General features: G+C 51.8%; 12 protein-coding genes and 2 pseudogenes. 7 read left to right on the top strand and 7 right to left on the bottom strand.

All coding sequences use genetic code 11. From position 1 onward, the window contains the following. The 3 genes from AC07XF_RS25250 to AC07XF_RS25240 form a co-directional block, all read left to right on the top strand. Nucleotides 1-627, top strand: a 627-nt coding sequence (locus AC07XF_RS25250) for an RHS repeat-associated core domain-containing protein (protein ID WP_495028657.1), incomplete at its 5' end; no start/stop codon positions are given. Nucleotides 628-630: 3 nt separating this feature from the next. After that, entirely contained in the window at nucleotides 631-1029 is a 399-nt protein-coding gene (locus tag AC07XF_RS25245) for a hypothetical protein (protein ID WP_495028656.1), read from the top strand. Between the two features lie 74 nt (nucleotides 1030-1103). Beyond that, complete coding sequence (locus AC07XF_RS25240) at nucleotides 1104-1499, top strand: hypothetical protein (protein WP_495028661.1); 396 nt, start codon at nucleotides 1104-1106, stop codon at nucleotides 1497-1499. A 626-nt stretch (nucleotides 1500-2125) separates the two neighbouring features. Here AC07XF_RS25240 and AC07XF_RS25235 read toward each other — a convergent pair. From AC07XF_RS25235 to AC07XF_RS25210, 6 genes are all read right to left on the bottom strand, one after another. Next, a complete protein-coding gene (locus AC07XF_RS25235) occupies nucleotides 2126-2314 on the bottom strand; it encodes a hypothetical protein (RefSeq protein ID WP_495028655.1) in 189 nt (62 codons plus the stop codon). Between the two features lie 16 nt (nucleotides 2315-2330). Further along, on the bottom strand, nucleotides 2331-2798 hold the full coding sequence (locus AC07XF_RS25230; RefSeq protein ID WP_495028660.1) for a glycine zipper domain-containing protein: 468 nt from the start codon (nucleotides 2796-2798) through the stop codon (nucleotides 2331-2333). 113 nt (nucleotides 2799-2911) lie between these two features. Then, the gene (locus AC07XF_RS25225; RefSeq protein ID WP_007988063.1) at nucleotides 2912-3280 is read right to left on the bottom strand and encodes a hypothetical protein; all 369 of its coding nucleotides are present in this window, start codon (nucleotides 3278-3280) and stop codon (nucleotides 2912-2914) included. Between the two features lie 310 nt (nucleotides 3281-3590). Then, the gene (locus tag AC07XF_RS25220; protein ID WP_033063424.1) at nucleotides 3591-3779 is read right to left on the bottom strand and encodes a hypothetical protein; all 189 of its coding nucleotides are present in this window, start codon (nucleotides 3777-3779) and stop codon (nucleotides 3591-3593) included. A 145-nt stretch (nucleotides 3780-3924) separates the two neighbouring features. Continuing rightward, the gene (locus tag AC07XF_RS25215) at nucleotides 3925-4245 is read right to left on the bottom strand and encodes a YbjQ family protein (protein ID WP_495028654.1); all 321 of its coding nucleotides are present in this window, start codon (nucleotides 4243-4245) and stop codon (nucleotides 3925-3927) included. Nucleotides 4246-4250: 5 nt separating this feature from the next. After that, the gene (locus AC07XF_RS25210; protein ID WP_495028659.1) at nucleotides 4251-5519 is read right to left on the bottom strand and encodes a serine hydrolase domain-containing protein; all 1269 of its coding nucleotides are present in this window, start codon (nucleotides 5517-5519) and stop codon (nucleotides 4251-4253) included. Nucleotides 5520-6291: 772 nt separating this feature from the next. On the opposite strand from AC07XF_RS25210, the gene AC07XF_RS25205 reads away from it, so the two are divergent. The 3 genes from AC07XF_RS25205 to AC07XF_RS25195 all read left to right on the top strand — a co-directional run bounded on the left by AC07XF_RS25205 (nucleotide 6292) and on the right by AC07XF_RS25195 (nucleotide 9953). Then, nucleotides 6292-6876 (top strand): hypothetical protein, encoded by a 585-nt coding sequence (locus AC07XF_RS25205; RefSeq protein WP_495028653.1) that lies wholly within the window; start codon nucleotides 6292-6294, stop codon nucleotides 6874-6876. Nucleotides 6877-8040: 1164 nt separating this feature from the next. Continuing rightward, a complete protein-coding gene (locus AC07XF_RS25200; protein ID WP_495028652.1) occupies nucleotides 8041-8619 on the top strand; it encodes a hypothetical protein in 579 nt (192 codons plus the stop codon). 170 nt (nucleotides 8620-8789) lie between these two features. Continuing rightward, the gene (locus AC07XF_RS25195; RefSeq protein WP_495028651.1) at nucleotides 8790-9953 is read left to right on the top strand and encodes a hypothetical protein; all 1164 of its coding nucleotides are present in this window, start codon (nucleotides 8790-8792) and stop codon (nucleotides 9951-9953) included. 2 nt (nucleotides 9954-9955) lie between these two features. On the opposite strand, the pseudogene AC07XF_RS25190 reads toward AC07XF_RS25195, so the two are convergent. Then, nucleotides 9956-10162 (bottom strand): annotated as a pseudogene (locus AC07XF_RS25190) (phage portal protein); the annotation flags it as partial. Here AC07XF_RS25190 and AC07XF_RS25185 point away from each other — a divergent pair. Next, nucleotides 10160-10474, top strand: a pseudogene (locus AC07XF_RS25185) (SOS response-associated peptidase family protein); the annotation flags it as partial. The pseudogenes AC07XF_RS25190 and AC07XF_RS25185 sit on opposite strands and share 3 nt — an antisense overlap. Between the last annotated feature and the right edge of the window lie 74 nt (nucleotides 10475-10548).

Here is a 10548-nt window from a genome sequence, read left to right as displayed (position 1 = left end):
AACCGCCATCGCTACTACCACCCGGACCTCGGCCGCTACCTGACGCCGGACCCGGTCAAGCTGGCGGGTGGGTTGAACCCGTATCGGTACACCCGCAACCCGACGGGGTGGGTGGATCCGTTGGGGTTGGCGGATTGTCCGGGTGGGGATGAGTGCAAGAAGCCTTCGTTGGGAGAGCAGGATCCAGCGAGAAGGGCAAGAGTTGAGGAGGGAGATGCGCAACTTCCTATTTATCCAGAGGAAAAATATTTATATCGTGGAGACCACCGTCATCCAGATGAAATTTTTGAACATGGATTTAAGCCCAAGGGGCCAAGCAACGACTTACTACTACACTCCATTGACAGCGATAAGCCTCCTAGCAACTTTGTGAGCACTAGTCCAGACAGAGAAGTCGGGATCGATTTTGCGACCAGATACAGGATGCGAGGCGGTTTCCTTTATACAATTCGACCGATCCCAGGAAGAGATTTAAAAAAAGAGCTTGGAAAAAAATACAAGTTCTCAAGTGAGCGGGAGGTAGCCATCCAAGGTGGAATAAAAAAAGAAGATATTATTGGTGTAACCCCAGTTAGCGCTAGCGGAAAATTCGCTGATCACAGCATTTTAAATCCGAACAGGAAGTAGTAAATGGACACTGTAGAAATATTTATCATCACAAACAAAATACGTCAACGAGCCAAGCTTATATGCGACTCAGAGACACTGACAATCACCCTCTCCATGGAGGATGGTTACAAAAAATCGTACACCGGGAGCGACTTCTATGAATGCTTCGGCAATGCAAGAAAAGACCACCCTGAAATAACATTTCTTTGCAAAGGGGCAAAAATAAATGTACACCCCTCGACTATGTCCTCACAGATGACACAAGGCGTCAAAGCGTATGAGCTTACGCTTGGAAAAAATGCACTTAGAACTGACGTAGTGAGCATCTTCGATTATGAAGAAGAAAATCTCACAAATGACCCTAGCGTTCAGAAAGACTTCTTTATGAGATGGATTGATACCGACACGACTGAGGAGTAATTAACATCACACCGGCACAGTAGTACTAAATGCGGACAGAGTCGGTACGCAACGCTAATTCCTGCAGAAAAAAAATTAAGCTAATCAAGATAACAATCAACATTCAAGGCTCAATAGAAACAGCCACAATTGAGTGCGACAGAAGGAAGCCGTCCCTCACATTTACAATGCAAGACGGCACCCAAAAAACCTATTCAGCCTACGACCTCTATGTATGCTTTGGTATGTTAAGAGCTGATTACCCTAATATAAAATTTTTATGCAAGGGAGCAAAATTAAATGTCCACCCCTCGCGAATGTCCTCTCAGATGTCTAAGGGTTTAGTCGCATACGAGGTCGAACTCGGAAAGCCCAGTGAAGAAGAAAATATAGTCCGAATCTTTGACTACGAAGACAAAGACATAACTAACAGTATTGAAGAACAAAAAACCTTCTATAAAAAATGGATCGAATCCTTAAGACCTGACTAAAAGACGAATCTGCAATCTATAAATACCGAGACACACATCAAACAAATCTTCACTCGACTCTAGCAGGCTAAAAGGCCAGCAACCACAAATGGCAAAAATCAAAATAAAACTACAGGTAGGCGATACCATCGAAACCGCAATTCTAATATAAACCTATACTTCACTAACATTCATTAGAAAAAATGGATTCAAAAAAGCCTATACTGATCATGATCTATTTGAATGTTTGGCTCAAATTAGACGAGACTTCCCTGAGATAAAATTTCTTTGCAAAGGAGCAAAAATCAACGTTTATCCATCGAGTATGTGCTCTCAGATGAGTAACGGGGCTATTGCCTATGAGGTGAAGCTGGGAGAAAAAGCCACCTTTGATCAAATCGTTGGCATCTTTGATTTTGAAGATCAGGACATCACTCATGACATATCAGAACAGAGAGCTTTCAGGCGCCAATGGATAAGTTCTTTTGGGGACAACGAATAGCTTGCAACTACTGAGTTTGCCCTACACCTGCATCATTCGGCAGACGGGTCAAAGGGCCTGAACCACAGGCCCTAATGTTTCGAGGACAGGGTGATAAACGCGTTCGATCAGGGTGACAGCCGTTCAACCCAGCAACAAAGCTCAGTCAATCTTCGTCCTCTTCCTCTTCCTCATCTCCAAACTCAATATTCCCCACATCGCCCGCATCATCAGCATCGTTCAGCGGCACCGTCGCATCATCCATCAGCGATCCCGGATCTTCATTGCCGGGATCGTTGATAAACGGCAGTCCGCTTGGGCCTTTTTCTTCCTTGCCTTCGGTTTCCGGAGTCATGGTATGCCTCGCTCAACTAGTGATGCTTCTTGTGGTGCTTGTTCGAGTGTTTATGACCACCGCCGGAATGGGAATGGCCGCTGTCACTCCCCAGATCATTGCCGACTGCACCGCCGGCTGCACCGCCCAGGCCTGCACCGATGGCCGATCCGGTCGAACCTCCGAGACTGTTGCCAACCACCGATCCACCCGCCGCGCCCAAACCGCCGCCTATCGCCGCCTCGGTACGACTGTGTTTAGGCGCGGCAACTGCACTACCGGCCGCGCCGCCGACACCCGCGCCAATCGCAGCCCCCGTGCTGCCACCCACCTGCCCACCAACAACATTGCCCAGCACCCCACCCAGACCACCGCCTACCGCGGCATCTCCATTACCTCCTGCCAACGCCACCTGAGAAACCAGCAATCCAAAAACAATCGCTGGCAACATCAATCGCCGAGCATTCAGGCTTCCGTTTTTTTTGTCGCTGGCTTTCGGGATCATGGTACGCCTCACATTCTTCAGGGGTTTGAAGGATTTGAGCGACTGCTGCGTAAATCGTTCATATACGAAAAAGCCCGGCATCAAGCCGGGCTTTTTTAAACGCACAATCAGGATCAGTGACGCTTGTGACCGTTGGCCAGGTTGCTACCCACACCGCCGCCCAATGCACCGCCAAGACCTGCACCGATGGTGGCGCCGGACTTGCCACCGAGGCTGTTACCGATCACCGAACCACCGGCCGCGCCGACGCCACCACCGATGGCTGCGCTGGTGCGATGACCTTTTTTGGCGGCAACTGCGCTGCCTGCCGCGCCAGCGACGCCCGCACCAATTGCTGCGCCAGTGCTGCCGCCCATTTTCTGGCCGACTACGTTACCCAATGCGCCGCCCAAGCCACCGCCCAACGCGGCAGTGCCGTCACCAGCCATTGCACCTTGAGCAACCAGAAGCCCCAGAACCAGAGCAGGCAGAGTTAAACGCATGACAAAAACCTCAAAAAATAGGGGTAAACAAAAAGGGGGCGAGATTGAATGCTTTTGCGCGGATAAAGTCCAGCACACCCGTCCAACTTCGCGATTGGCGACGGTTGGACAGCATTTTTGGAAAAGGTTTTATGACGGACAAAAAAAAGCCCGCTGGGGAAACGGGCCAGGTGTTGCTTTCTAACGGATGAGCCGAGACTACGGAGGGTGCTGTGAAAACTTTGTGAAAGAAATCCCCTTTAAAAAACTTGTCATACCCCCCTCAGGCATGAAAAACCCCGCTCGAAGGCGGGGTTCGTTAGCAGGTCAATTACTTCCTGACCGGTGCCGTAACCTTGGGTAAAAACTTGCCCTTCAGTACCCGGCACGCTCTGGTTTTGATCTTGTCGACCTCTGTCTGATCTTCACCGAAACTGGCCACATACTGGGTCTGGCCGCACTGCACATAGTTGTTGATGGGAAATTCAGCCCCGTCGTCTTCGATATACGGATCAGCCATCTCTTCACCCCTCGTAAACACGGGATCGACACCGGCAAGCCCTTTGCCTGAAGAAATATCGATCGCCAAGGTTTTCCAGACTAGCCGGTCACTAATGGACTTGCCGTTCAGATTCCCCCATCCCCGACGAATGGCCTTCGTCGACTCACCTGAGCTTGACCGCAGTCCCGGTCACAAACACCACGACCATCCCGCCCTTGCCGGCCGGCATGCTGATTTCAAAATCAAGCCCGACCACCGCGTCCGCCTGAAGCGCCCGCGCTCGCTCCTTGATCTCATCGGTGGCCTGAATGCGTGCTTCCTTCAACGCTCGCTCCAGTGTCTGGGAGCGTCCGCCGAAAAAATCGCGCATCCCGGCAAACACGTCACGAACGACGTTGATCCCTTGCACCGACTCGGCACTGACGATGTCCAGGTAGGCAGTTATTTGTCGACCTTCAATGGAATGGGTTGTGGTGGTGATCATGGGTGTTACTTCCTGTTCAGAGATTCAGCCAACGCATCAAACGCCGGCAAGGTGACGGGATCATTGGCCGAGTTGCCGGCTACCGGATGGGATGCGTAGCGGACAATGACCATCTCGGCCTTCGGGTCGACATAGATGCGCTGCCCATGAACCCCACGCGCCATGAACGCCCCGCCCGCCTTGTCCGTCACCCACCACATCGACCGATAACTCCAGTCTTTGAGCAATGAGTACCCCGCCTTGGCGAAAGCCTGTTTATCACCGCCACCACGGATATCGTCGATCACTGCCTCTGGCACGATCTGCTGACCGTTGAACCGGCCACCGTTGCGCAGCATCTCGCCAAACCGCGCCAGATCCCGCAACCCCGTATTCAAGCCACCACCGGCGAACGGCGTGCCAATGGAGTCCACGGTGAATAAGGCGTCCTGTTCCGCCCCCAATCGACTCCAGATTTTTTCCGACAAAAGCTGCGCGACATTCCGACCAGTGGCGCGAGCAATGACCCAGCCAAGGACATCCGTGTTGACGGTTTTGTAGGCGAATGCTTTGCCGTGCTCACCTTGCGGTTGCACCGTCTGCAAAAACTCGTAGTAACTGCGAGGGCCGTCATAACCCTTGGGCTTGGGCAACGGGTTGCCCGCCTTGGCATGGGCCCAGACCTCGGCGTTCGGGTCCGCATAGTCCTCGCTGTATTTGAGGCCCGTGGTCATATCGAGCACTTGCCGCACCGTGGCGCTGCCAAATGCAGAATCTTTCAGTTCCGGTACATATTCGGAAACCCGCTTGCTGGCATCGAGACGCCCCTCCACCACCAACATGGCTCCCAATGTGCCGACCACAGACTTGGTCACCGACATCGCGGCGTGCTGGCCGTCCGGTTTCAAGACGCCGAAGTAACGCTCGTAGACAACTTTCCCGCGGTGCATCACCACAATGCCATCGGTGTAAGTGGCCGCAAGGGATTGCTCCCAGGTCATCGGAGCCTTGGCGCCAAGCGGGACAAAACTGATCCCGTCGATGTCTTTGCGTAGCGCTATCTCCAATGGAACCGGTGCGCCCAGGCCTCGTGAAACATTGATCGTCGGCATCAGTTGCCGGAAATTCGAAACACTCCAGCGCATTGCCGGGAACTGGAAATAGCTGCCGTCTTCAAAACGCACGGTGCGATCAGCGGGGGGTGGAGAGCCGACCATCCAGCCCAGCCTGGCGGGGTCGCTGGCTTGAGCGTCGGGAAAAGTTGCAGGGGTGGATGCGAGGGCCAGTGATGACATGGCAACAATCGACACAGCCGCGATGACCTTGGCTGCACCGTGAAAGCTGGCGCGAGGATTGAGCATAATGTCGATTCCGTTCGAAGAGATTGGGCAGTCTAACAGCCGGATCGGCTTGGTCACTGCTTGCGCGGAGAAACCTCTTGCTTGCCCTGCCTCAAACTCAAGCGCCAAAAACTACCTGTACCTGCATGCCGACCGAGACCGCCATGAAGGCGTGCGCCCCCCCTCTGGCTGAGTAGCCGTTGTAGTTCATTACGTTCACGGGGTAGCTCCTGCTTGTTCAAGGAAAGGCCGGGCGTTACGCACCTGGTAGGGCTTGGCTTCTTTGTCGGGTGGGGCCGGTGGAAGAATGACATCGCTGATGCGCTGGAGAAGCCTCTAACACTCACTGAAAAAACGCCGCTTATCCAGAACGGGAAAGCGGCGTTTTCGTGTGGAAGGGTGTGTTGTGCACAGTAAGCAGAATATCGGGCGGGACTCTCGCCGGAGTTGTAGGCAATCCCCGAGAGTTGCGTAAGGCGTTACGTTTGCTACGTTTTTAGCTGTTCACTGCCTTGTTGGCCTTACTTTTGGCTGGGCACGTCCCCAGACGTCGATGCACATTCAGCGAGCGGGGTTGTTAACCCGAAAAGTTGCGCAACATCTGTGCGAGGGGGTGCCCTCCTACCTGTAATAATCCCTCCCCCATCCGCGTCAATGCCAATGCCTGAGTGCCACTTTTCCACTGCTATGCTAATGACACCGGTTCTCTACACTGGAGACGAGTCGCATGGCAGCAGAAGGCAATCATTCCCCCTTCACTTTCAAGGCTGTGGCCTACTCGACTGGAGGTTTCCTTTTCGCCTTGGTATCTGCCACAAAGCTGCTCGACGCTTACTTCGACCTGACGTTGTTAGCAAATACCAAGGGCTGGCTGCTACGTACGTGGAACTGGCTTCTCTTAGAAACGCCAATACCGAATTGGTCGCTGCTGATGATTATCGCGGCTTTAATCAGCACTCTGACTGTAGCGATTTACTACTACCGCACCACTGACGGAGCTTACGGCGAGCTACACGAGATAGAGCGAAAAGTTTACAAAATGAACAACCCTCAGTTTCCTCAGTTGACAGATAACCAAACGCTGCTGATGGAAGCTTTAGCCTATCATGCAAATTTTAGAAAAATTGCAAATTTAGACTCGGTTTGCAAACTTGTCTCACTAAGCAAGTTGGAAGTTGAAGACGGTCTAAAGCAACTCCAAGCCAAACGTCTTGTGAAGCAAAAAGTGACACGGGGTACGTTCGGCGCCACCACTTTTGAACTTACCTTGGCAGGTAAGGACTATGCGCTAGAGCGATTTAAACTAACGTAGAAGAGACACGCGGGACATGGCCTAGAGGCACTTTTTGAGTGACATAATTCACCCTATGGGCGACATGATTTACCATTTCACAAGATCAAGTGAACCCATGTGCGTGATGTCTACGAGGTGCGAACTGACTGACGGTAGCTACCGAGGGGATTTGCGAGCGAAACCAAGAAAACGGGACGGCGAAGGGTATAGATCGGAGTGACGGAACGCGGGATGTAATGAATAGTACAACTAAAAATAAAAACCCCCGCAAACCATTGATTTGCGAGGGTTTCAGAATGTGGCGGTGAAGGAGAGATTCGAAAGTGCCCGCACCCTCGATCGCGCCGCCAATACCCCCGGTTTACAAGGGCTCCAGCGGTGCCGGGCGCACGAAATTATTCCCACGCCATTCCCACGGACATCAATGTGCACCTCAGTACGCGTGCGCATCACCCGTATAGAGGTCTGATTTCCAAAATCTAGTGGGGGGCAAAAAAAAGAGTAACATCAGTAACCTTGCTCGCTTTTCAGTCGTAAGCCTTTGAAATACATAGGTTTTTCTTGAGGTGGAAAAGGTAATCTTTAAGTAATATTGAAGTAATATTGAAGTAATCTGATTACTCTATTTAAATGTAATCCTTCATCACACTGAAAGCCTTACAAATCAATGTTTTACAAATTAATTACTTTTTCAGTTACTCCACTGTTACTCCTTTTTTGTAATCCTCAAGCCCACGGAATACGTGGCCTCCAGACTGAAAGCTCAACACAGTTACTGAAATTACTCTTTCTCAGACCTCCCCCCTTCCATGTAACTGCAGAGCATCCAGCCCCTCACCGGAATCCCACCCTCGGTGCAGGGTTCCGCAGGCTTTTTCCACCCCACAATCGCGTATGCAGCCCCCAGCCTTGGCCGGTTCGGGCTGGGTGCAGGTATGCAGAAAAAATGACACATTTAGCCCGCAGGCGTGGCGGGGGGACGACTGCGCGCGCCAGGTCGAAATGCCCCATTGCCGGCAAGACCACCAGATGCTGGGTATTTGAGTATCCGACACTCTAAATCCCCCCGAAGTTACTGAGCTCCAGCCAGCAGTTGGCTGGCTTGAACCGATGAAAAGCGGTAGTGTCAGCCTGATATCGAGTGAAACCAATTAGGCTTTCACCACATGCAAGGAGCAAAAGATGTTCGAAGAGTTTATGAACGACACGATCGCCATCCAGAAGCAGAACGGTGACAAAGTAGAAGGGCTTAAAGCGTCAGTTCAATCGCCTCTAATTCACATGGACAGTCCTGCTGTCGTTGTAGAGGTTGGGGACCTAATTGAGCGGCGTATGTCCAATGGCGCGATCGAAACCTACGAGGTACTCGATCCGGTTTTCCATGAGGCGTTCCATGGTATCCCCCCTCATTACGAGCTCCGCGTCAGGAAGCTTGGTGTGCCTGAAGCCAAGGCACGAGTTCAAAGCATCACGTACAACATCAGCGGGCATAATGCCCGGGTGAACCAAGACTCAGTCGACAATTCAACGAATACCGTCACGATTGGTAATGACCTGCAAGACTACGTGGACGCGCTCCGACAGGTGATATCCACCCTTGACGATACTCAGCGAAAGGATGCCTCTGAAATAGTGGACGCAGTAGTAGCTAACCTCGCTTCGCAGAAGCCCAGCAAGACTGTCGTCTCGACCCTGCTGTCTGCACTGCCCCACCTCGCCAGTATCAGCACCATCGCCTCTTCAATTCTCGCAGTTTTGTAACTTAAGCCCCTCAATGGTGCGTATGGCGTCTTCGTCAACTTTGGTCTGTTAATGGCCGCTCTCGCAGAACCCTGTGGCTGTGGTCACAGGGCAATCCTGAGAGGGGTGCCGAAACTCCGACACGTTTGGACCGAGGGCGTGGCCGGGGACGAGTGCGCACGCCATGTCAGATGCAGCAAGTTTCTGGGCCGCGGCTGTATGATTTGCTAACTTTTTGGGAGTTTGGGGGAAGAGCAATGGGACAGGCGAAATCACGAGGCACTAAAGAAGAACGCGTGCAGGAAGCGTTAGATCGCCAGAAGGAAGCCGAGCGCGCAGCTGCCGAACGTCGACGAGCCGTAGGCCAGCAGATAACGAAGTTCAATAAGCTTTATCAGAGTAAGGTGTGCCTTGCACCGCACCAAGATCATGAAGGACCAATCGTGTCTGCGCACACCCTGTCCCTCGAAGCATTTTTAAGACCGATATCAAGAGACGGTCGTGTTTATGCTATGCGTGGAAACATGAGTGGAGATCGCTCAAAATTTCCACTGAACCTTGAGCTGCAAGGCTTGAGAGATGTTTCGGTTTTCAATGGATTCTGTCGCGCACATGATCGTGATCTATTCGCGTGCATTGAAACTCGGCCATTCGAATTTACTTCCGAGCAACTGTTCATGCTCGCATACCGAGCCGTAGCTCGCGAAAGCTATTACAAGCGAAAACAGTTTGAGTCTTTCCCGTCCCCCGAACGCTACGCAGCGATGCATGGCATCAAAGAAGAATTACAGCTTTCAGAAGAAGCTGAAAAATATCTTTCAGAGATTCTCGAAAGCGCATCAGACATTGAAGCGCTGAAGAGCCGACTGGATGAAATACTGATAGCCAAAGATTGGGGAAGGCTTGTGTCTCGTGCTTTGATCTTCCCTCAGCCGCCGTCGGTAGTAGCGTCTTTCGCTGTCGAACCAACCGCCGACTTTAACGGAAATCGGCTTCAAAACCTGTCAGACAGGACTGTCGAAATATCTCATGTAATGGTTTCGATAATTCCTCTCAAAACCGGTAGCGCTGCAATTTTTTCCTGGCTCGATACGGCCAATGACGCTCCATTGAGACTTTTTGAGTCATTGGCACATTCCGGCTCACCAACAATAGCCATAATTCATGCAGCACTAGATCTCAGTGAAAACGTTGCGCTTTCTCCTGAATGGTATGAATCATTAAAGCCAACGACCCATAAATATATCGAGTCTCGAATGTTAAATTTCCAACAGGACGAAATTTATTATGCGCATGGTAACCCACTGGCGCGATCCCCGAACCTTGGCGATTGGGGAGAACCAACCCATTTTTAGAGTTAGCGTTCAGAACCACTTTCGAAAGGCTTGAACTTAACAACTTCTTCCCCCATCCAGTCATTAACCTGGGCAAGTCTGGTCTGGATGGGCTCCAGTTCATTGAGGGCCCAAATATCTGCTGCCTCACGAATCGATCCAAACCCACCGGCGTTCTGCGGCACGATCCCCATCAACTGTGGAGGAATGCGAAGCGCTGCGAGCAGATTCGCCATCGTGACCAAACACCAATTTTCTGTGCGGCGATAGGGCAATACCCCAATGCTGAACACGATCTAGGTGAACACGACGGCTTCGTGATCATCACTGCTGACAGTGCTGGCGACATAGTAGACATCCATGACCGAAGGCCTGTGGCACTGAATCCTGTATTGGCTCGCGAATGGTTGGGCCGAGCAACACCGAAAGAGCGGGCCGAACAGATAGCGCTGCTCCAAGGGGAGCCGGCAGAATACTTCGAATGGTTCAAAGTGGGCCCAGCGCTGAGCAACGTGCGAAACCAGGGTCGAGGATTGATTTAACCGAGGGGGGGGAGATTGAGGGAGGCGATTACAAGGGAAATGGCTGATAGCGCAGTTTTATTTAACTACGCCAT

This window comes from Pseudomonas sp. GW821-FHT01C01 (genome assembly GCF_059422645.1).
This window is presented reverse-complemented; position numbering and strand designations above follow the sequence as displayed.

Bases quoted from the DNA above. Each gene is read 5' to 3' on its own strand.
- AC07XF_RS25225 (WP_007988063.1), bottom strand. From the start codon at position 3,280: ATGCGTTTAACTCTGCCTGCTCTGGTTCTGGGGCTTCTGGTTGCTCAA.
- AC07XF_RS25245 (WP_495028656.1), top strand. From the start codon at position 631: ATGGACACTGTAGAAATATTTATCATCACAAACAAAATACGTCAACGA.
- AC07XF_RS25195 (WP_495028651.1), top strand. From the start codon at position 8,790: ATGCAGCAAGTTTCTGGGCCGCGGCTGTATGATTTGCTAACTTTTTGG.
- AC07XF_RS25230 (WP_495028660.1), bottom strand. From the start codon at position 2,798: ATGATCCCGAAAGCCAGCGACAAAAAAAACGGAAGCCTGAATGCTCGG.
- AC07XF_RS25235 (WP_495028655.1), bottom strand. From the start codon at position 2,314: ATGACTCCGGAAACCGAAGGCAAGGAAGAAAAAGGCCCAAGCGGACTG.
- AC07XF_RS25205 (WP_495028653.1), top strand. From the start codon at position 6,292: ATGGCAGCAGAAGGCAATCATTCCCCCTTCACTTTCAAGGCTGTGGCC.
- AC07XF_RS25220 (WP_033063424.1), bottom strand. From the start codon at position 3,779: ATGGCTGATCCGTATATCGAAGACGACGGGGCTGAATTTCCCATCAAC.
- AC07XF_RS25215 (WP_495028654.1), bottom strand. From the start codon at position 4,245: ATGATCACCACCACAACCCATTCCATTGAAGGTCGACAAATAACTGCC.
- AC07XF_RS25200 (WP_495028652.1), top strand. From the start codon at position 8,041: ATGTTCGAAGAGTTTATGAACGACACGATCGCCATCCAGAAGCAGAAC.
- AC07XF_RS25210 (WP_495028659.1), bottom strand. From the start codon at position 5,519: ATGTCATCACTGGCCCTCGCATCCACCCCTGCAACTTTTCCCGACGCT.